General features: G+C 46.0%; 15 protein-coding genes. 12 read left to right on the top strand and 3 right to left on the bottom strand.

Annotation, left to right across the window (positions count from 1 at the left end):
• Together OCV36_RS16525 and OCV36_RS16530 are read left to right on the top strand one after the other, a co-directional pair.
• Window positions 1–1,737 carry an ABC transporter permease subunit gene (locus OCV36_RS16525; protein WP_135458855.1) on the top strand — a complete coding sequence of 579 codons (1,737 nt, stop codon included), beginning with the start codon at window positions 1–3 and terminating at the stop codon, window positions 1,735–1,737.
• Between the two features lie 151 nt (window positions 1,738–1,888).
• Window positions 1,889–2,131, top strand: a complete 243-nt coding sequence (locus tag OCV36_RS16530) for a hypothetical protein (protein ID WP_135458854.1) — start codon at window positions 1,889–1,891, stop codon at window positions 2,129–2,131.
• 130 nt (window positions 2,132–2,261) lie between these two features.
• Here OCV36_RS16530 and OCV36_RS16535 read toward each other — a convergent pair whose 3' ends face one another.
• The 3 genes from OCV36_RS16535 to OCV36_RS16545 all read right to left on the bottom strand — a co-directional run bounded on the left by OCV36_RS16535 (window position 2,262) and on the right by OCV36_RS16545 (window position 8,433).
• Window positions 2,262–5,117, bottom strand: a complete 2,856-nt coding sequence (locus OCV36_RS16535) for an FAD-binding and (Fe-S)-binding domain-containing protein (RefSeq protein WP_135458853.1) — start codon at window positions 5,115–5,117, stop codon at window positions 2,262–2,264.
• Between the two features lie 169 nt (window positions 5,118–5,286).
• Window positions 5,287–6,426, bottom strand: coding sequence for an FMN-dependent L-lactate dehydrogenase LldD (lldD, locus tag OCV36_RS16540; RefSeq protein ID WP_135458852.1), 1,140 nt, complete (start codon window positions 6,424–6,426; stop codon window positions 5,287–5,289).
• Between the two features lie 315 nt (window positions 6,427–6,741).
• Entirely contained in the window at window positions 6,742–8,433 is a 1,692-nt protein-coding gene (locus OCV36_RS16545; protein ID WP_135458850.1) for an L-lactate permease, read from the bottom strand.
• A gap of 247 nt (window positions 8,434–8,680) precedes the next feature.
• Here OCV36_RS16545 and OCV36_RS16550 point away from each other — a divergent pair, with 247 nt between their 5' ends.
• The 10 genes from OCV36_RS16550 to OCV36_RS16595 all read left to right on the top strand — a co-directional run bounded on the left by OCV36_RS16550 (window position 8,681) and on the right by OCV36_RS16595 (window position 22,702).
• A complete protein-coding gene (locus OCV36_RS16550) occupies window positions 8,681–9,598 on the top strand; it encodes a LysR family transcriptional regulator (RefSeq protein ID WP_017075317.1) in 918 nt (305 codons plus the stop codon).
• Between the two features lie 11 nt (window positions 9,599–9,609).
• Window positions 9,610–11,664 (top strand): prolyl oligopeptidase family serine peptidase, encoded by a 2,055-nt coding sequence (locus OCV36_RS16555; protein ID WP_135458849.1) that lies wholly within the window; start codon window positions 9,610–9,612, stop codon window positions 11,662–11,664.
• A gap of 360 nt (window positions 11,665–12,024) precedes the next feature.
• Window positions 12,025–13,314: a carbohydrate porin gene (locus OCV36_RS16560; RefSeq protein ID WP_017075315.1), complete on the top strand. Its 1,290-nt coding sequence runs from the start codon at window positions 12,025–12,027 to the stop codon at window positions 13,312–13,314.
• A 228-nt stretch (window positions 13,315–13,542) separates the two neighbouring features.
• Complete coding sequence (locus tag OCV36_RS16565; protein WP_135458847.1) at window positions 13,543–15,561, top strand: methyl-accepting chemotaxis protein; 2,019 nt, start codon at window positions 13,543–13,545, stop codon at window positions 15,559–15,561.
• Window positions 15,562–16,024: 463 nt separating this feature from the next.
• On the top strand, window positions 16,025–17,032 hold the full coding sequence (locus OCV36_RS16570; protein ID WP_017075313.1) for a LacI family DNA-binding transcriptional regulator: 1,008 nt from the start codon (window positions 16,025–16,027) through the stop codon (window positions 17,030–17,032).
• 18 nt (window positions 17,033–17,050) lie between these two features.
• A complete protein-coding gene (locus OCV36_RS16575; RefSeq protein WP_017075312.1) occupies window positions 17,051–18,295 on the top strand; it encodes an ABC transporter substrate-binding protein in 1,245 nt (414 codons plus the stop codon).
• Between the two features lie 67 nt (window positions 18,296–18,362).
• On the top strand, window positions 18,363–19,349 hold the full coding sequence (locus OCV36_RS16580) for a carbohydrate ABC transporter permease (RefSeq protein WP_135458845.1): 987 nt from the start codon (window positions 18,363–18,365) through the stop codon (window positions 19,347–19,349).
• Window positions 19,350–19,395: 46 nt separating this feature from the next.
• Entirely contained in the window at window positions 19,396–20,244 is an 849-nt protein-coding gene (locus tag OCV36_RS16585) for a carbohydrate ABC transporter permease (RefSeq protein ID WP_016792728.1), read from the top strand.
• A gap of 17 nt (window positions 20,245–20,261) precedes the next feature.
• Window positions 20,262–21,611: a GH1 family beta-glucosidase gene (locus tag OCV36_RS16590; RefSeq protein ID WP_135458843.1), complete on the top strand. Its 1,350-nt coding sequence runs from the start codon at window positions 20,262–20,264 to the stop codon at window positions 21,609–21,611.
• A complete protein-coding gene (locus OCV36_RS16595; protein WP_135458841.1) occupies window positions 21,611–22,702 on the top strand; it encodes an ABC transporter ATP-binding protein in 1,092 nt (363 codons plus the stop codon). The genes OCV36_RS16590 and OCV36_RS16595 overlap by 1 nt, the downstream gene beginning before the upstream one ends.
• Window positions 22,703–22,807: the final 105 nt, after the last annotated feature.

Below are 22,807 nucleotides of genomic sequence, written 5' to 3' on the forward strand. Positions count from 1 at the left end.
ATGCTATCTGCTGAGACTCTGCGTCGAACCCTATTTCTCTTGACGCCTTGGTTATCAAGAATCGCTTCACTGATTGTGGTGGTAATTCTTGTTGGTTTGATGCCTGACATTGCAGGCATCGACCCAAGCCAATCCATTCTGCGAGCGAGGGCAGGGCAACAACACTTGCTTACGCCTGAAGCTTTGGCGGCGGTACGCGCTGATCTTCAGCTTGATCGTTCGGCAAGCGAGCGCCTGATTGACTGGATAGGAAGTGCCTTTTCTGGTGACCTAGGTAAATCTTGGATTGATGGTTCTTCGGTTGCATTAGGCATTCAAAAAACAGCGTCTACGTCTCTGTTTTTGATGTCTAGCGCACTTGTGATGACTTTCGTACTGTGCGGTGCAGGCTTGCTTGCTACCTTGCGCAGTTGGAAGAAGGGTAAATTAGGGCAGAGTTACAGCAGTTTAAGCACCGTATTAATATCCTTGCCAGAGTACGTGGTGGCCTCGGTATTGATACTGGTGTTCTCAATCTGGTTAGGTTGGCTACCTCCGTATGGCTGGCAAGGTTGGCAAGACATATGGCTGCCGAGTTTAGCGCTCGCATTACCTGCCAGTGGCTTGTTTAGCCGCCTACTCAGAGACAGTTTACAACGCGTTTTAAATGAACCTTGGGTGATCACTTGGCTCAGTGCCAATGTTCACTCCAACCAAATTATTCGCTTTGCGCTGAAAAGAGCGCTGAGTAGCCTGATCCCACAGATCGCGATGATCGTGATCGGTTTGACTGGTGGCGCGGTCGCGGTTGAGCTTATCTTTTCGATTCCCGGTATCGGTCGCATGATCTTAGGCGCAGCCAAGGCGCAAGATTTGCCGATGCTGCAAGGCGGTCTGTTGGTATTGCTGTTGTTTTCAATTACTGTGAGCAGCATGAGCTTGTTTATCCAACAGCTGATTCTGGGTCACAGCCTGAAAAGCGGTAAGCTCATCAGCAGCCATTCTTCGTTTCGTTTTACGCAAAGCCGTACCAAGCGTGCTGTTGCCTTCTCAATATTCTCATTCCTAATTGCTATTGTGGTTTGGGCTGCATTTCGCGACCCATACACCAGTCAATTTGCTCGTTTAGCGGATCCAAGTTGGCAAGCGCCATTGGGTGCGGATGGCATTGGCCGAGACCTGTTAGCGAGAATCGGTTCAGGCATGGTATCGACCTTCCAAGCCGGTATCTTGGCGACGTTTTTGAGCTTGGTGACAGGCATCATCATGGGGTTCAATACCCGCTTTAGCCAAGGCCTTATCGAGATAACTAAGGGTATCCCTTACATTATTGCAGGGTTGCTGGTTGCGGGTTTAACGGGCATGAACCCGAACAGCGCATTAATCGCGATTGTATTGGTATCTTGGGCGCCATTGGCGGCGCATTGTTCAAGCTTGATCGTGGAAGCGAAGGCTCAACCTTATACGCACCTCGCGCCTTTGTGGGGCACGAGCAAGCTCAGAATCTTCCGCTTCTATCTGCTTCCTTACGTGTTGCCACCGTTACTAAGACACGCGATGCTGAGGCTGCCAGTGATTACATTGAGCTTGACCTCACTAAGCTTCATTGGCTTGGGAGCGAAGCCGCCTGCACCGGAGTGGGGTTTGATGATTGCAGAGAACCTGCCTTACATCGAGCGTGCACCATTGGCGGTTATGGGGCCAATTGTTGGGCTGATTTTATTAGGCGCTGCCATTAACATGATGTTTGATGATTAACGAAAAGAGTCGGTTGCTTAAGTTTTCGACGGGTGATTGGATTGGGTATTCGATTTAGTATTTATGTTGTAATCTTAGGCCTGCTTTGTATAAGCGCTTTTAGAGCGGCTCGAAAGTTAAACAGACCCTAGTTAAGTGTTAAGGATTCAACATGTATCTCGTTTTGTATTGCCACAATATTGGTATGACCGATTTTTCCTTCTTTGAAACGGAAGATTTTGACAAAGAAGATGGCTATATCGTAAGAGGTAAATGGCCGAACGAGAAAGCGTTTCGTGATTACTTAACCAAAGAGTTTGGTGACATGAGTGAATTCAAAGTGAGCGACTTAATCGCCAAAGGCGCAGAAGCAGAACATTACTTGCCAGAAGAGTTGATGCGCTTAGCTCAGTAGCCGTTAGCTCTGCAATATCTAGCTCGGTAATACGTTTTAAATCGGATAAAGAAATGGCAGCCTGATTGGGCTGCCATTTTTCGTTTTAGGTTTAAGCTAATTGCTCGATACCTTAAGTGGGGAGGCTCCGCTATTGCGCGACTTCGTCCACCAAGTACAAGATTGACTGATACGGAATGCCACTGTGATGTGACAAACCTATCTCACAGGTTCGGCTGTTGCTGAATCCACGAGTGCAGTTGCTCGGCACTTGTTCTTTGAGTGGGTGTACCGCCGCTTCATTCAGCTCTGGAGTGGTAAAACCTTTATCACCCGCCCAACCACAGCATTGAATATGCTCAGGAACAATCACCTCTTCGGTACAGGCTTTAGCAAGGTTCAACATCGCGCCTTCTAAGCCCATTCGACGAGAACTACAGGTGACATGCAGCATCACGGTTTCTTGCAGTGGCTTAAGCGTCAGATGTTCAAGCAAATATTGATTCACAAAGCCTGTTGGTTCTAGCACCTCTAATGGCTTGGTGAACTGTTCAATACTGCGTTTGGCGCATGGGCTGGTGTCCATTAGTACTGGATATTCACCCTGACGACTGGCTTGCCACAACACTTCTTCGAGTTGCTGTGCTTTAGATTGGGCCAAATCGGTCATTCCTTTGCTGTCGTAAGGCATGCCACAACATTGGTCATCGAGCTTCTTCGGCAGAATTACCTCGAATCCGGCTTTGTTAAGCAAAGACATGGTCACTTCAGTTAGAGGACGTTGGTCGCCCGCATCGCTTTGTTGTCCCATGGTGCGACTGGCACAGGAAGGTAGGTAAACCACCTTCTTGTGGTTGCTTGAGGATTCTGCCGTCACTGGTGATGAGATTAGCGAGTGACTGTTGGATTGCGGCATCTCAGGCATCCACACGGGTGTCGCGCCTTTGGTGATAGAGCGTAAGCCATTGGTTAGCTTGCCGACTGTATTTGCGCCTAATACTTTGCTCGCCACTTGATTGGTTTTGAGGCCAGCCTTGGTTAGCTTAGTGGTGGTCGAGAAATGATCCGCGGTCCATTTGGCGATTGGTGTAAATTTCTCGTACTTGGCAATACGAAGCTTCTTAATTAAGTCACCGGTGTTGATTCCTACTGGACAACGCTCGGCACATAGGCCAGTTGCGGCGCAGGTATCAATGCCTTGGTATTCAAAAATCTTCTCTAGTTCGCTTGCTTCTATTTCTTCACCTGCGGCACGGCGGCGTTGTAGCTCTCGGTACAGCACGATACGTTGGCGTGGCGATAGGGTTAAGGTACGAGACGGACAAACCGGTTCACAGAAGCCACATTCAATACAGCGGTCGACAAGGTCATCGGCAGCAGGCATTGGCTTCAAATTGGTGATGTGTGAATTCGGGTTGTCGTTGATAATCACGCCCGGGTTGAGCAGCCTTTCTGGATCAAACAGTGCTTTGATCTGTTGCATCAAGGCGTAGCCATCTTTACCCCATTCCAATTCGACATAAGGCGCCATATTACGGCCAGTGCCATGTTCTGCTTTCAGTGAGCCTTGGTATTTCACCGCGACCAGTTCGGCAACGTCATCCATGAAACCGCCATAGCGATCGATTTCTATTTGGCTGTCGAAGCCTTGAGTAAACACAAAGTGTAAGTTGCCTTCTAAGGCGTGACCAAAAATGATCGCTTCGCTGTACTCGTATTTATCGAACAACTCTTGCAGCTCTCGAATACCATTAGCGAGGTTTTCGACAGGGAAAGCCACGTCTTCGATGATAACGGTTGTGCCAACTTCACGAACGGCTCCAACCGCTGGGAACATGCCTTTTCGGATGCCCCATAGGGTTGCGACTGTCTTTGGATCGGAGGTGAAAGGGACCGATTCAACAATCGTGTATTCAGTCAATGCGTCCAAAATTGATTTACATTGTAAATCTAAGTCCGGCTGGGAGCTGGCGTGTGATTCAACCAAAATCGCTGCCGCTTCTAAATCCAAGTTAGGCATAAACGCAGGCATACCCGGTTTATCAGCCACTGAGCGCAGCGCTCTGCCATCCATCAATTCCACCGCAGCAACGGGCGTTTTTGATAGCGTAGTAACGGCTTTACTGGCTTGCTCTATGTCGGCAAACACCAACAGCGCCGAAGCTTTGTTCGGGTGTTCAATAACCGTGTTGTAGGTAATCTCAGCAATGAAACCTAGTGTGCCTTCTGAGCCAATCATCAAGTGTTTGATGATCTCAATTGGATCGTGGTAATCAACCAAAGCATTCAGAGCGTAGCCAGTGGTGTTTTTGAGGCGGTATTTGTGGCGGATTCTGTCTGCAAGTTCTTGGTTTGAAGCTGTTTGTTGATGTAACTCAACAATGCCTTCAAACAGTGCTTTGTGTGATTGCTTGAACGCCTCAACGCTGGCGTTATCAGCCGTATCAAGCAGGGAGCCATCACTCAATACGATCTTCATGCTCTCGACGGTGCGATAAGAGTTTTGCGCGGTACCACAACACATACCACTGGCGTTATTCGCCGCAATGCCACCGATTTTACAGGTATTGATAGAGGCTGGATCTGGGCCGATTTTACGTTGAAAAGGGGCGAGATATTTGTTGGCATCAGCGCCAATTACACCCGGCTGAAGAATGATTTGATTGCCGTTATCGATGATCTCGTGGCCACGCCAGTCGTCGGTGAGAGTGATGAGTACCGAGTCTGAAACGGCTTGCCCTGAAAGGCTAGTGCCTGCGGCGCGAAAGGTAAAATGAATACCCAGTTCGCGACAACTTTGAATGGTGAATATGACTTCGTCTAAGTTCTTGAGCCTTAGAACCATTTTCGGCACCAAGCGATAAAAACTCGCATCGGTGCCGTAAGCCAAGCGCTTTGCCTCTTGAGTGACAATGCGTTCTGTTTCTATTTTTTGAGCCAGTATCGCTTCAAGCTGCTGATAAGCTTGTGCGTCTACTACTCGCTCATGGGATGTGTTTGTCTCCATCTTTGCTTCCTTGTGCTTCTTATTTGGCACTGATTTGTTTTTTATTTTATTTTCCAGTGCTTAAACGGTGTCACAACGGCAGTGGAATTGCTGTGACACCGATTGAACTTCAGTCTAAGTAGACCAAAGCATTAGTTTGAATCCGAATCTGAGCCTGAGTCGTGGCGGTTTAATCTAGCCCCACCAAAGATTCACGGGTTAAGTCTTTGATTGTTTTGGCGCCAGTTAGAGTCATTGCAACGCGCATCTCTTTGTCATATAGGTCGAGTAGGTTCTCAACGCCTGCTTGTCCTTGTGCAGCCAACGCGTAAACGAATGAACGACCAAGCAAGGTGCAGTCTGCGCCCATTGCCATCATACGAACTACATCTAAGCCAGTACGAATACCAGAGTCGACCAGAATCTTAGTGTCGCCTTTTACTGCGTCTGCAATTGCAGGCAGTGCTTTGGCACTTGATAGAACACCATCAAGCTGACGACCACCGTGGTTTGAAACTACGATACCGTCTGCGCCAAATCTCACGGCGTCTTTTGCATCTTCTTGATCAAGAATGCCTTTGATGACCATTGGGCCATCCCAGAAATCACGGATCCACTCTAGGTCTTTCCACGAAATCGATGGGTCGAAGTTGTCACCTAACCAACCGATGTAATCTTCCAGTTTGGTTGGAGAGCCGCGGTAAGTCGAGATGTTGCCAAGATCGTGTGGCTTACCGAGTAAACCTACATCAACGGCCCAGCTAGGATGACGCATAGATTGAAATACGCGGCGTATTGCTGCATTTGGGCCACTCATTCCTGAGTGCATGTCACGGTAGCGAGCGCCGGGTACAGGCATATCAACCGTGAAAACCAGCGTTGTTACGCCTGCCGCTTTTGCACGTTCCAATACGTTCTTCATGAAGCCGCGATCTTTTAGCACGTAAAGCTGAAACCACATTGGGCGTTCGATCTTAGGTGCGACTTCTTCAATTGGGCACACCGACACGGTAGACATGGTAAAAGGAATACCCTTGTTGTCAGCCGCTTTAGCCGCTTGTACTTCGCCACGTCGTGCGTACATGCCGGTTAAGCCAACTGGCGCTAAGGCGATTGGCATTGCCAACTTTTCGCCGAACAACTCGGTTTCCAAATTCAGATCTGACATGTCATTGAGGACACGCTGCTTGAGCGAGATCTCTGCAAGATCGGCGGTGTTGCGGCGTAGGGTATGTTCTCCGTAAGAACCGCCGTCAATGTAGTGAAAAAGAAACGGTGGTAATTTCGCTTTTGCTGCGGCGCGGTAATCAGTCGATGCGGATATGATCATAATTTCAGTCCTAAATTCTTGGGATGTTGCCCTTCTATGAGAGCTTGGCTTGGGCTGCTTTAATTCTTGAAAAAGTAAGTGTTGGTTCTTTCTTAAACAGTGAAGCGATTAACCAGTTAGGTCATTAATCGGTGAAGCAACTAATCTATGAAGCAAATAAACAGTGAAACAGATAAGCAATAAAATGGCGTTAATACCCGGGGGTGTTGATGTGTTTTAGTATCCATTCCGAAACTCATCAACTGTCTTATTAGACGGTGTTGCGGTCGGGGAATTGAGTATTAACGCCAAGTGCTTTTGTAACGACTTATGGATTTACATAAGTGCGTCTGTCATTTTGAAACCGTAGACAACTACTAGGCCGATGATGCCGGTCATCACCAAGTAGTAGAACGTTGGGATAATCGTTTTACGTAACGTTGCACCTTCACGTCCTAGTAAGCCTACGGTTGCCGATGCGGCGACCACGTTGTGAATCGCAATCATGTTACCTGCTGCTGCGCCCACCGCTTGTAGAGCGACAACCACCGCACTAGAGATAGACAGTGTTTGTGCTACTTCGAATTGGAACTGGCTGAACATCATGTTTGAAACTGTGTTAGATCCTGCAATGAAGGCACCTAACGCACCAATCGTTGCACTTAACGCTGGGAATGCGCCGCCGACTAGGTCAGCTGCAAAGTTAGCAGTTGTTACTGGCATACTCGCTAAATCAGAACCGTTCACACCTGAGTTAATGAAGATACGGACCATTGGGATGGTGAACACCAATACAAAGCCGGCACCAATCAGTGTTTTGCTCGATTCCCCAAAGGCTTTAGCCAATGGTGCTGCACTGCGTGATTGCATTAGAACAGCAACCAATGCGACGAAGACCAAGATGCCGCCAGGTAGATACAGAGGTTGAATCGCTGTGCTTACGCCTGTCTCGCCAAGGATGTTGCTGAAAGAAAGGCTAACGCTCTTAAGTAGGCCTTTGAACTCAGGGCTCACACGGCTAGCAACTAGAGTGACAGCCAGCAGCACGTAAGGTGCCCACGCCATCGCCATGCTCATTTTTTTATGACTTTTGTTGTCGTCTAAATCGATTTTCAAAGAACCTAACCATTCTGCTGGCCACTTATCTTCGCTTTCAAAATCCCATTTTGATTTTGGTACTAGGAAGCCGCGTTTTGCTGCTGTTACAACAATTGCTAGGCCAACCAAACCACCAATCAGTGATGGGAACTCAGCACCTAGGAAAACACCCGTTAGTGCGTAAGGAATGGTGAAAGCGGCACCTGCGAACAGTGCGAATGGTAGGATATCAAGACCTTCAGTCCAGCTTTTGTTTTTGCCGAAGAAGCGAGTCAGCATCATCGCCATCAATACAGGAATCATCACACCAACGCAGGCGTGGATGATCGCAACACTTGAAGTGATCTGTTGTAGGTAAGCATCCCATGTTGAACCATTGGCAATCAGGCTTTCACCGATGTTGTGCGTATCTAAACCTTTGTTCACACCAACGATAATAGGTGTGCCAACCGCGCCGAATGATACTGGCGTAGATTGAATCATCATGCCCATCAGAACCGCAGCTAACGCTGGAAAGCCGATAGCAACCAATAGTGGTGCAGCGATGGCAGCGGGTGTGCCGAAGCCGGATGCGCCTTCAATGAATGAACCAAAACACCAAGCGATGATGATCGCTTGTACACGACGGTCTGCTGAGATATCAGTAAAACCGTTGCGGATGGTGGTGATAGCTCCGGTGTGTTTCAAAGTGTTTAATAAGAAGATGGCGCCAAACACAATCCAGAGAACCGACACGGTAATGCCGAAGCCTTGGAATACTGAAGCCAACACGCGAGTGCCAGACATATCCCAAGCTAATAGGGCGATAGCAACGGTTAATGCAAATGCCACGGGCATCGCTTTTTTAGCTGGCCAGTTAAGGCCGACTAGCAGTATCGCTGCAACTACTATTGGCGAAAAGGCCAATAGAGCTAGTAGAGTTTCACTCATGGGTACTTCCTCGTACTTGTTTTCAAACGTTCATGTTTGAAGTGAATAACACGTTATTGGTTTTGTAGGTGTAATCTGAATCTCGAGGATTCAGTTGTTGTAATTAGAGTTGCTGTATTTGTAATCGATTTGATTCCAAAAGCTGTGTTTGTAATTGTTTTGTTAATTTGGCGTGAATTTACCCCTTTATTTTTTATTGATATAGGGAAATAATGAAAATAATTAATTCCAAAATTGGCATAATCAAATGCGAGCAGACGATTTGATCCTGTTTTCACAGGTCGTAGAACTGGGTAGCTTTAGTAAGGTGGCAGAACAAAATAACCTTACGAATTCGGTAGTTAGCAAAAGAATTGCGCGTCTGGAAGAAGAGATAGGCGTACAATTATTGTATCGAACGACGCGTAAATTGACCCTGACCGAGGCGGGTAAGGCAATGTTACATAGCGCCAAAAATGTGAAGCAGGCGGCTCAAGAGGCTATGGACGCAGTTTCAGGCTTTGGTGAAAATGTCAGTGGTCATATCAAAATGTCAGTGCCTACTATCTCGGGAGATTTGATTCTGGCAGACGCTGTTGCCGAGTTTTGTAATATGCACCCAGGTTTAACGGTCGATATGTCACTTAACAATCGCTTTGTCGACTTGGTTGATGATGGCCTTGATTTGGTTATTCGAACGGGTTATTTGGAAGATTCCAGCTTAATCGCTCGTCATATCCTTGATTCGCAATGGGTGGTGTGTGCTTCTCCGTCTTATATCGCCAAGAACGGCAAGCCGATGCAACCAAAGGACTTGGTTGATCACAACTGCCTGCAATACGCCTATCAAACAACAGGTGCCAGTGAATGGCAGTTCCTGCATAGTAAAGACGGCTTTACTGATAACGATAAATACATCGTACGTGTTTCGGGCTCTTTTTCTACCGATAACGCCACGGCTCTTCGTAAAGCTGCGTTGGGTGGTCATGGGGTTGCGTACGTGCCACGTTGTCTTGTTTATCACGATATTCGCAATGGCCAGCTGGTGGACATCTTTCCTGATTTGGTCGGGAAAAAACTTGGCATTTATGCGGTGTACCCGTTCACTCGTCAGCCACCTAACAAGATTAAGTTGTTGATTGAACACATCAGAACGCGTTACCTGACGATTTCACATTATTTTTAATAAGGATCACGATGAGCTATTCAAAAGAGTATCAATATCCAATCACCAACAAACAGATCGTCAGCGATGATTATTTTGATCAAATAGTTGAAGACCCTTATCGCTGGCTAGAAGATGATCGAAGTGATGAAACCGCACAGTGGGTGGCAAGTCAAAATGAAGTGACGTTCGATTATCTTGCTCAGATCCCGTATCGCGCAGAACTGCGAGAGCGATTAGCGAAAGCGCAAGACTACAAAAAGAGTTCGCAGCCGTTTGTGCGAGGCGACTACACCTACTTCTATAAGAATGATGGCCTGCAGAATCACAGTATTCTTTATCGTCAGAAAGAAGGGCAACAAGAAGAGATTTTCTTAGATCCGAATACCTTCTCGGAAGATGGCACCACATCACTTGGCTCAGTGTCGTTTTCAAAAGATTACAGTTTAGTTGCGTATAGTATTTCAGAGGGTGGTAGCGACTGGCGTAAGATCTTTGTTATCGACACCGAGACTAAACAGCAGCTTGAAGCCGAAATCACCGACGCTAAATTTACCGGCATTTCTTGGTTGGGTAATCGTGGCTTTTATTACTCTAGTTACGATAAGCCAGACGGTAGCCAACTTTCTGCACGCACTGAACAGCACAAGCTGTACTTCCATGAGTTGGGAACAGAACAAGCCAGCGACAAGGTGATTTTTGGTGACAACAATACCGAGCAGCATCGCTATGTATCTGGCTACACCACTGAAGACGACCGCTACTTGATCATCCTAGGGCGAGAGTCGACATCGGGTAACCGACTGTTCTATATCGATTTAAATTCACCAGAACAATCGCTGAACACGCTGATTGATCATGTGGATAGCGATACTTACCTCATCGATAACCAAGACGAAGTCTTCATATTATACACCAACCTCGATGCGCCAAACGGCAAGGTGGTGAGCTTTGATACTCGCAATCAACAGTGGCTCGATATCATTCCTGAAAAGCCACAGCCGTTAGACATCAGCACAGGCGGTGGTTACTTGTTTGCTCATTACATGGTCGATGTGGTGTCCAAGATTGAACAGCTGGATTACCAAGGCAATCTGGTTCGTGAAATCCACTTACCTGATCTCGGAACGGCCAGTGGCTTGGGTGGTAAAAAAGAGCAAGCCCAGCTTTATTACACCTTTACCAACTATGTTACGCCACCAACCATTTTCTCGTTTGACGTTGAAGCTGGAAATTCAGAAATCTATCAACGTTCTGAAGCACCATTTCAGCCGCAACAGTTTGAGTCGAAACAGGTTTTTTATACTTCAAAAGATGGTACTAAAGTCCCGATGCTTATCTCTTATAAGAAGGGACTCGTGTTAGATGGCAATAACCCAACAATGTTGTACGCCTATGGTGGTTTCAATGTCAGCCTAACGCCTGCTTTCTCGGGCACGGTCGGCAGTTGGTTGGAGCTGGGTGGTGTGTATGCGGTACCTAACCTGCGTGGCGGTGGTGAGTATGGTAAGGCGTGGCACAAAGCCGGAACTCAGCAACAGAAGCAGAACGTGTTTGATGACTTTATTGCGGCAGCGGAGTTCTTAATTGAAGAAAATTACACCTGCAGTGATAAGTTAGCGATCCGCGGCGGTTCTAATGGTGGTTTGTTGGTTGGCGCGTGTATGACGCAAAGACCTGAGCTGTTCAAAGTGGCTCTGCCTGCGGTCGGTGTGTTGGACATGCTGCGTTACCACACCTTCACGTCTGGCGAAGGTTGGGCGTATGACTACGGCACATCTGCGCAGAATAAAGAGATGTTCGAATATCTCCTTGGCTATTCTCCGGTCCATAATGTAGAACGCGGCACGGACTATCCTGCCACATTAGTGACAACCGCTGATCACGATGACCGCGTAGTGCCCGCGCACTCTTATAAGTTCATTGCAGAGCTCCAAGACAAACATCAAGGTGTTTCACCTGTGATGATCCGCATTGATGTTAATGCCGGCCATGGTGCTGGTATGCCTTTGAGCAAGGCGATCGACTTAACAGCCGATATTTATGCCTTTACTTTGTTCAATATGGAAATCAATTCGTTGAATTGATTTTGGTGTTCTAGCCTCTAACGCTCAAATTAAGCCTCAAAATCTACCTTAGATTTTGAGGCTTTTCATATATATGAAAACCAATCAGTTCAAGACCCTGTTCTCTTCCATTATCCCCCCTCTTTTTCGTGATAGCCGCCACCAATACTGATGAAATGAAAGCGATTTCAAGGCTGAAATTTATTCTTTATTGTTTCTAATTGATTGATCTTAAATCAATAGTTTTACGCCTAAATATTCTAAAAGTTTCATGGCTTTGAAGCTGATTTGTCAATGTGAACAGCGACTAACTTTTCAAGCCTTTCATTGCTTAATATTTCCCTGTTCGATGAAAACTCAAAAAAATAATAGGGAATTACAATGCAAAAATTTAAGCTTTTGCCAATAACAGTCGCAGTGGCGGCGTCGCTTGCTTCACTCTCTTCTTTTGCTGCTGATACAAATATCGAAGCACTAGAAAAACGAATTCAAGAGTTAGAATCAAAGGTTGTTGATATTGATTACGTGAACGATCAACAACCAGCGGTTCTAACTGCGGAAACTAAGGTGCCAGATGGCATCGTCTTCTCTGGTTATGCTCGTTACGGCGCTCACTACAAGAGTGGTGATGAGCGTTACGTAGACATTGGTACAACAGGTCGCTCTGTCGGTCGTTTAGGTAACGAAGCCAACGGTGGTGAGGTTCAGCTAGCTAAGCTTTTCGAAGCTGACAATGGCGCTATCTGGGACATCGTATTCATGGCTGACCACTGGGAAGCTGACGCTTGGGCTGACGACGGCGGCTTGAGCATGAAAAAAATGTACGCTGGTGTAACCAATGTATTTGAAAGCCAGCCTGAGCTGTACATGTGGGCTGGTCGTGATTTCCATCAACGTCCGCAACAAGGTTTGAACGATTACTTTTGGATGACACACGATGGTCAAGGCGCGGGCTTTAACAACTTAGATTTCGGCGGCGCGAAGCTAGATATGGGCTTTGTAGGCCAAGTGAAAGGCGGCCTCGTAAATGACAATGGTCGATACGCAATTACTTCTAAGCTTCATTCAATTAATGCAGGTATCGGTCAACTAGACCTATATGCGAACTATGGTTTTGCTTCAGATGAAGCAGACTCAGACGTAGTGGGTGATCCAAAAGTCAGTGATGAAACTGCTTACCTAGTGGGTGCAACATTAGGTTTAGGCGATTCTAACCGATTAATAGTGAAATACGGTGACGGTGCAGATTCATCGGTTTATGACCTAAAAGGCGACTACCAAACTTTGTATGCAAGTGTTGAGGGTAGCTACGCGGCATCTGAACAGTTCATCATCGATTACTTAGTGTCTTACAAAGACAATTCTGGCTCAGACTTAGATCGTGAGAATACTGAATACGCGGGTATCGTTCGTCCACAGTACCAATGGGATGATGTTCATTCTACTTGGTTAGAAGCGGGCTACGGTATGGTGGATTACGATGACGACGGTGAAGAGAACGCATGGAAAGTAACGCTGTCTCAAAACGTTTCTCTAGGTGGCTTACCTTGGAGCCGTCCAATGCTGCGCTTCTACACAACCGTGGGTGACGTAGAAACTAAAGGCAACACAGTGAAGACAACCAATGTTGATACATTGTCGTTTGGCGCAATGTTTGAAGCTTGGTGGTAATCACAAGATAGAAACAGCAGCTCTTTGAATTAGGCATATTTTCAAAGAGCCCTACTTTCGAATATCCATGCTTGTTAAGAGCATACGTTGAAATACCTATGCTTTTAAAGAGTAAGCAATACTGTCCATTTAGCCCTAAAGGCAGATTGATTAGGGCACGGTTCAATTAACTCCATTCTTGGGCACATTTTTGTGCCCTTTTTTTCGCCACTAGATCAAGGAATAACTATGAGACTTTCTTCCATCGTGTCTCGAGTTTATTTAGGTTTCTTCACGCTGATAGTGATCATGCTTGGTAGCGCATGGTTGAGTATTAACAGCAACAAGAGCATAACCTCACACATCGAAACCATCACTCAACAATCCACCCCTTTAATGCTCCAATCTTCCACGCTTACCATCCGTTTTTTGGATATTAACCGAAGTTCAATTCCTTATTTATCAGCGGATTATATTGACGAGCTGGAGCCACTAAAACAAGCCGTTGTGAATAACACCGAGCATTATCTGCAACAATTAAATTGGTTTGAAGGCAAGGCTAAGGCAGGGTCGCCACTTGAATCCATACTCGAGAATATTGATGAAACGGGTGTTGCCACCATTGATAAGATAGAGCAGGTATTAGAGCTTTACGTTTCTTATCTGGATACTAAAGATCTCGGTTCGATGGAGCAGGCACAATTTCAATCGGTAGTGAATCAACTTAACAATACCTTGGTGAATCAATTGGCGAGCGCGAGCTCAGATGAAATGCAAAAATCGGTTGAAGCATTACTGGTTCAATTGAGTTTGATTGCTGCGGAAGCGAATGAGGCTTTTTCGCTACAAACATCATCAGAGGTTCGTAGTATCGAACGTCGCCTACAAAGTCGTAAAGAGCGATTTGAAGAAGCGGCCACGGATTTGGAGGCGTTAAATCCCGCTTTGATGCGACGTAGCAAACAGTCTTTGTCGTTACTTGCCTCGCATGCCTTTTCTAAACAAGGCTCGATTTCAACTCATATGGAAACCGTAAAGTTAAATGAGGCTATCGCACAGCAGAGAGTGAAGGTTGAACAACTCATAGATGTGCAGTTAATTCATTTCGATGAGCTTTCCTTGTACGCAGAAAATACCGCGACACGTTTATATCAAGAGTCGATGGAATCGTCTCATCAAGCCCTTTTGATGCAAGCCATCATCTCGGCAGCATCGGTTTTCATTGCTCTATTGATAGGGTTGAACATTGCGAAAGGGATCCGTAAGCCAAGTAAACTCGTGCAAAGTGCGTTAGACCAAGTTGCGAACAAAGACCTGAGTTCTAAGATTGAGTATCGATCCAATAATGAATTTGGCTCGGTTAGCGACAAAGTTAACTTGGTGATCAGCCATCTAACACAAATGATTGAGAACATGCGCCAATCATCCATGCATTTGCAACAGACTTCTCTGGAGAATCAAAGCACCAGCAGTTCACTGCGTGAAGCGATGCAAGACCAAACCAATCAAACGGTTATGGTGGCAACTTCGATGGAACAGATAGAATGTTCCGTGACGGAAATCACTCAAGCGGCCAACCAAACACTGACGTTGGTCACCGAGGCAGTTTCAAGCTCAAGTGATGGTCAAAAGACTATGGATAAAAGTGTCGAGATGATGGGAGGCCTGGAAAGTAAGTTAGCGGAATCGACGGTGACCATTGCTCAGCTTGAAAAAGAGAGTGCCAGCATTGGTTCGATTCTCGATGTGATATCGGGTATCTCAGAACAAATAAACTTATTGGCACTCAACGCAGCCATTGAAGCGGCACGAGCAGGGGAGCAAGGAAGGGGTTTTTCTGTGGTTGCTGATGAAGTTCGAGTATTGGCGGCGAAAACCAATGCATCAACTCAAGAGATCCACCATAAAATTGAACAACTGCAAACCCGCTCTAAGTTGGCGGTTGAGCAAATCAACCAATGTGTGGAGGGGATGATTCAATGCGTAGAACAGACCGGAGAGGTCAATCACTCGATTTCAACGGTGTTTGATCTTCTCAATGAGGTGGAGCAACGAAGTCATCAAATCGCGACAGCAACCACAGAGCATCAGGTTGTGGCTTCTCAGGTCACGCAAAACATCAGCCAAATACATATGTTGGCAGAAGCGAACTCCGAGCGTTCTCAGGTGCTTTTCTCACATGGTCAGCAGCTAGAAGTAATGTCACAAGAGCAGTTCTCGTTAACGCAGGAATTTAAGTTAGCAGAGCATCCAAATAGCAAGGATTAGATACGGCATCGAAATAGCAGGGATTAGACACAGCATCGAGTTTTTCATGACTTAACGCCCAGCCTTGCGCTGGGCGTTTTTGTTTCTGGGATGCGCGACTGAAAAAAGGAGTGAAACGTTCTCATACAATTTCGTATTGCCGTTGAAATAATAAGGTCAATTTTATCCCGTATATTGCCGTCAATTGTGGGCTCAGCACGAAATAGCCCTTTAACAAAATAGGGGCATTAGACGTACTTGTTTGATCTGATGGATGAATAACAAAACGGCGTTCTGATAATATAAACAATAATCTCATGAAACAGTTTCATGGCGTGAAGGGAATCTGTAAGCGCTTTCAAGATTTCCATATTCAGCCTTTTTACCTCCGAGTTTAGTGTGATGGTACTCACTTCAACCAAAACGCCTTTCTTTAATAATCGTTTTGAAAGCGGTTACAAGCTAATGAAGTATCGAGGTTCGAGTGGCAACAATTAAACACGTATCAGAACATGCAGGTGTATCTCAGGCGACAGTGTCTAGAGTCATTAATGGCACTAGTAGAGTCAGTCATGACAAGAAGCTAAAGGTAGAAAAAGCGATCAAAGAGTTAGGCTATCGCCCGAATTCTATCGCTCAAGCTTTGGCTTCAAGTCGTACAGGTAGTGTTGGTGTTGTTGTTCCAGAACTTGGTGGCTCGTTCTACTCAGGCATTTTGCATAGCATCGAAGAGAACTTACGCCGCTTTGGTTACCATGCTGTTGTTGCTGCGGGTTCAAACACTGAACAAGGGCAGCGCGAGTCTGTGGAGTTTTTGTTGGGGCGTCGTGTAGATGCTTTGATTCTTCATACTCAACTGCTGAGTGATGACTATTTAATTGAATTGGAAGAACAGGGGACCCCTGTGGTTTTAATTAACCGCTTCATCCCAGAAATGGCGATGAGTTGCATTGATATTGATAACGAAGTCGGGGGGCTACTCGCTACCCAATATCTTTTGCAAAAGGGACATACAGATATCGCGTGTATTACCGGGCCTTTAGATAAAGCAGATGCTAGGGGGCGTTTGCAAGGTTATCGAAAGGCTTTGGAAGAAGCCGGTGTGCCATACGATGAAGCCTTAGTCTCTGAAGCGGGATTTACCGAGGAGACGGGTATCAGTGCAATGAAAAAGCTGATTAATCGTAAGTGTCATTTCACAGCAGTTTTTGCTTCGAATGATCATATGGCTTTTGGCGCATTCGAAGTTCTACATCAAGAAGGATTGTCTGTTCCGAAGGACGTCTCATTGGTGGGCTTTGATAACACCATCTTCGCGCGCTATCTGACCCCTAGTTTGACCACCATTAACTTCCCCATTGAAGAGATGAGCATTGAAGCAGTGCAGCTCACTCTACAAAAGCTAAAAAAAATAAAACATGACGTGAACTTTAAATTGCTGCCGACGTTGGTCACTAGAAACTCGGTATCGGATTTACCAGTTACCCTATAAAAATATTAAGGATAGAACATGAAATTTAAGACCTTAGCGCTTTCATGCGCGGTTGCTTTAGGATTAGGTACAACGGCACATGCTGCTGATAAAGAAATTCGTTTTGACGGTTTCCCTGATTTTGATAGCAGCCTAAAGGTATTGCTGCCTGATTTCGAAAAGGAAACGGGGATCAAAGTCGATTATCTAATGAATAACCACGGTGACCACCACACTAAGCTAACCACTAACTTGGCAACAGGATCTGGCGCGGGTGATGTGATCGTTGTAGATGTAGAAAAAATCGGTCCATTCGTGGGTTCTGGTGGCCTAGTTAACTTATCTGAAAACTACGGTGCAGATAAGTACGAAGAACGATTCGCACCTTACGCATGGGCACAAGGCAAAGGCGCTGATGGCAACATGTACGGTATTCCTGTGGATCTAGGTCCTGGTGTTATGTACTACCGCACTGATGTATTCGAAAAAGCAGGCATTGATGTAGAAGAAGCAATCAAAGATTGGGATTCATACATTGCTGCTGGTGAAAAACTGAAAGAGCAAAACGTACAACTTATCGCTTCAGCGGCAGACGTTGCACAAGCGATTATCTTTACGACTGTTCCTGAAGGTGAAGGTCTTTACTTCGATAAAGATGGCAACCCAGTTGTGACATCAGAACGTTTCGTTCACGCTTTTGAAGTAGCGAAAGAGATTCGTGACAAAGGTTTAGATGGCCAAATTCTGGCTTGGTCTAACGAATGGTACGAAGGTTTCCGTAACGGCACTTTTGCAACTCAACTTTCTGGCGCATGGTTACTTGGTCACCTAAACAACTGGATTGCTCCTGAAACTAAAGGTAAGTGGGCAGTAGAAAACCTACCTGATGGTATCTACGGCAGCTGGGGCGGTTCATTCCTTTCAATTCCAACTCAATCAGACAACCCAGATGAAGCTTGGGCTCTTATTGAATATATGACGACTGATCGTGAAGTACAGCTTAAGCACTTCGAAACGATTGCTGCATTCCCTGCAAACGTAACGACGTATGACGATGAGTTATTCCAAGAAGAGATGGAGTTCTTAGGTGGACAAAAAGCACGTCTTATCTTTGCTGAAGTAGCACAGAACATTAAGCCTGTATCTCCAGCTCAAGGCGACCACGTTGCACGTTCTATTATTTTAGAGAACGCGTTGATGGAAGTGCTTGATGAAGGTAAAGACATTAAGACAGCGCTTAAAGAAGCGGAACGTCTAATCAAGCGTCGTACCCGTAATCTTTAATTTGTTATTTTTTTAAGTAAGTGAGGAAGCGTGGATAACGCGCTTCCTTTTCTAAGAGGTCGTTACTATGAATCATACAGCGAGCACAACGATAGAACCTTCGGAGCAAAGCCTTTTTTCTCGCCTAAATTTGAAAGCGCTTTCACCGTATGGATTTCTTCTGCCGTTTCTGATCATTTTTTCTGTATTTGGGATCTTCCCGCTGTTGTTCTCTGTTTACCTGTCGTTCCACGAATGGAACCCGGTAAGAGGCATGGATGCGATGGAGTTCGTTGGTTTTGAGAACTATTACATTGCATTGACTGACCCATGGTTATGGCGTTCGTTGAAGAACACATTGTGGCTAGCGGTTACATCAGGCGTGGCTCAGCACTTGGTTGCTATTCCAGTGGCTTACATGTTGGTTTCAATGGGTGACCGTATGCGTCACTGGCTAACATCGGCATACTTTCTACCGTTTATTACATCAACGGTCGCAGCGTCACTGATTTTCTTCAATATGTATTCTCCTAACTCAGGAATTATTAACCAAACGCTAATGGCATGGGCTGATAGCACCTTGTTTGGTTGGGCATTCGCTTGGGTTAATGATTTTCAACCGATTCGCTGGTTAGACGATGCCACAATGGTGAAACCGTCTATCGCAATCATGGTTTTCTGGAAATACACCGGTTTCAACATTGTTTTGTACACCACAGGTTTGATGACGATTCCTAAAGACATTTTAGAAGCAGCTCGTATGGATGGTGCTAATGCCTTCCACCGCTTCTGGAACATCTCACTACCCATGATTCGCCCGTTTATTTTCTTTGCTATCACGATGACCATCATTGGCAACTTACAGATGTTTGAAGAACCGTTCGTCTTAACTCGTGGTACGGGTGGTACGGGTCAATCTGGTTTAACTATTTCGATGTACCTATACAAAGTCGGTTGGGAATGGTTAGAAATGGGCACAGCATCTGCTATCTCGTGGTTACTGTTTGCACTTATCGCGACTTGTACATTGGTTCAATTTTTACTCTTCGGTAAAAAAGGTTTAGGGGAACATTAAGATGTCGACATCAATTAAGACAAATACCTCACCACTAAGTGGCCTAATGCCAAGCGAACGCACCATGTACATCATGACTAAGATCTTGATGGTTATGCTCGGCATATTACTGGTTGTTTCAGCGATTATTACGGTATTCCCGTTCGTGTGGTCAGCACTGCTTTCAACACGCGATCGCTCGGAAATCTTTGGCTCGGGCATTAGCTTTGCCATTGGCGATAGCTTAGCGGTTAACTACGCAAAACTGCTGGAAATCATGCCGTTTTGGAAAGCGATGTTTAACTCTATTTACGTGGCTTTCTTAGGTACAACCATCTCTCTACTGTTTTGTAGCATGGGTGGCTACGCGTTTGCTGTATTTAAGTTCCGCGGTAAGAACGTGTTGTTTGGCATGCTGGTTGGCTCTATGGCGATTCCGCCAGTGCTTAGCTTGATTCCTTACTTCATGATCGTGAAATTCCTAGGCTTGTTAGACAACCATATGGCGGTGTGGCTGCCGTTCACAACGACACCATTTGGTATCTTCCTGATGCGTCAGCACGTGATTGCATCGATTCCTAAAGAGCTATTGGAAGCCGCAAAACTGGATGGTGCTGGTGAGTTTAGAACGTACTGGAGTGTGGTACTTCCGTTGATGAAGCCTGCATTAGCAACGCTTGCCATTGTTCAGTTCGTTTTCTTCTGGAACATGTTTATGCAGCCTCTTGTGGTACTGAACAACCCTGACAACTATGTCATTACACAAGCACTACGAAGCGTGCAAGGTATACCGAATACGCCATGGGGCGCGGTAATGCTAGGTACCACAATTTCAATTTTACCTCTCGTTATTACTTACCTGTTTGCATCGAAGCAGATGATCAGTGGTTTAACGTCCGGCGCAGTTAAAGGTTAGGTTTAAGGGTTATAACAATGAATAAATTTCAACTTCCAAGTGATTCAAAGTTACGCAGTAAGGAATTTGTATTCGGTGTCGCGACATCTTCATACCAAATTGAAGGCGGCGCAGCAGAAGGCGGTCGTACACCGTCTATCTGGGACACGTTCTGCAATAAGCCGGGTAAGGTTGATAACGGAGATAATGGTGACGTGGCGTGTGACCACTACCATTTATGGAAACAAGATATCGAGATGATTCAAGGCCTAGGCGTTGATGCTTACCGCTTGTCGATTGCGTGGTCACGTATCCTGCCACAAGACGGCGTTGTAAATCAGCAAGGCCTTGAGTTCTACGGTCAGATCATTGATGAGTGTCATGCTCGCGGCATGAAAGTGTATGTCACGCTTTATCACTGGGATCTACCGCAATACCTTGAAGACAAAGGCGGCTGGCTAAATCGCGAAACGTCGTACAAATTTGCAGAATACGCAGAAGTGGTCAGCCACTATTTCGGTGACAACATTGATGTGTACACCACGCTAAATGAACCGTTTGTATCAGCGTTCCTCGGTTACCGTTGGGGCGAGCACGCGCCTGGTATCAAGGGCGAAAAAGAGGGTTACTTAGCGTCGCATCACTTGATGTTAGGTCATGGTTTGGCGATGCCGATTCTTCGCCAGAATGCACCAAACGCTAAACACGGTGTTGTATTTAACGCGACACCGGCTTACCCGTTAACTCCGCAAGACCAAGGTGCTGCAGATTACTGTGAAGCGGAAAATTTTCACTGGTTTATTGACCCAGTATTGAAAGGTGAATATCCGCAGTTGGTGGTTGAACGCCAAGCGATGAACATGCCTATGATTCTTGAAGGTGACTTAGACATCATCAGCGCACCGGTGGACTACATCGGCATCAACTACTACACCCGTAATGTGGCTCGTTTCAATGAAAACGGTGACATTGAGTCTGTAAAACAAACTGAAGCTGAACATACCTACATTGGTTGGGAAATGTACTCGCAAGGTTTAACTGATTTGTTGGTAAGACTGGATGCTCGTTACGAAAACATGCCGCCTATCTACATCACAGAGAACGGCGCTGCGGGCGATGACCAATGCGTTGATGGTCGAGTAAATGACGAACAGCGTGTTCGCTATTTCCAAACTCACTTAGAAGCCGTGCATAACGCAGTAGAAGCTGGCGTAAAAGTCGATGGTTACTTTGCGTGGAGCCTAATGGACAACTTTGAATGGGCGTTCGGCTACTGCCAACGTTTCGGCATTGTCCACGTTGATTACCAAACCCAAAAAAGAACATTAAAACAGAGTGCTATCGCATACCAAAATATGCTTCTAGAGCGCGCTGAGGAGAACAAGTAATGGCTAAAGTTGAATTTAAGAACATCAAAAAATCATTTGGCGACGTTGAAGTTGTAAAAGAGTTTGATTTTACGGTTGAAGACGGTGAGTTCGTTGTTTTCCTTGGTCCATCTGGCTGCGGTAAATCGACAACGCTACGTATGCTTGCTGGCCTAGAGAGCATCAGCTCTGGCGACATCGTAGTTGGCGGCAAAGTGATGAACAAAGTCGACGCGAAAGACCGTGACTTGGCGATGGTATTCCAAAGCTACGCACTGTACCCACACATGACAGTGTACGAAAACATCGCATTTGCTCTAAAGCTGAAAGGCATGCCTAAAGCTGAAATCGACGTAGAAGTGCTGAAAGCAGCGAAAATGCTAGAGCTTGATCCGTTACTAAGCCGTAAGCCGAAAGAGCTTTCAGGTGGTCAGCGTCAGCGTGTTGCGATGGGCCGTGCGATGGTTCGTACTCCTAAAGTATTCTTGTTCGATGAGCCGTTATCTAATCTTGATGCAAAACTTCGTGGTGTGATGCGTGAAGAGATCAAACACCTGCACCGTGAACTAAAAACGACCACGATTTACGTAACGCACGATCAGATTGAAGCGATGACACTGGCGGATCGTATCGTGATTCTGAAAGACGGTTATGTGGCACAAGTCGGTACGCCAACTGAGGTGTTCCAACGCCCTGCGAACAAGTTTGTCGCGCAATTCATTGGTAACCCGTCAATGAATATGCTGGAAGCGAAACTGACTGAGACTGAAGGCGAGTACTTCGTTGAAATTGGCGATGTTCATATCCCACTGCCTGAGCGCTTTAAGTCTCTGGCGTCTAAGAACCTAGCGCTGCACTTTGGTGTTCGTCCAACAGACATTCACCTACGTGCCGAGCAAGTGGACCACGATCGCGTGCTGCCATTCCCTGTGAAAATCAAAGACAAGGAACTACTGGGTGCAAGCATTCTTCTGAAAACAGAAATCGGTGGTCAGCCGTTAATGGTTGAAACTCAAGCGGCTGAAGTAGACGTGAAAGAACTGACACTTTACTTGGACTTGGATGCATTCCACCTGTTTGACGCGCTAAGTGAAAACTCACTAGCGAGCTAATTCGTTAAATAAAGCGAGTTCGAGAAAGCAGATTCAAATGGCTCAGTCAGCCATCGAGCTGATATCAACCAACTTACGACAAATTGTTTTGGCTCCTCCTGATTT

This window comes from Vibrio echinoideorum (assembly GCF_024347455.1).
Lineage (GTDB): Bacteria > Pseudomonadota > Gammaproteobacteria > Enterobacterales > Vibrionaceae > Vibrio > Vibrio echinoideorum.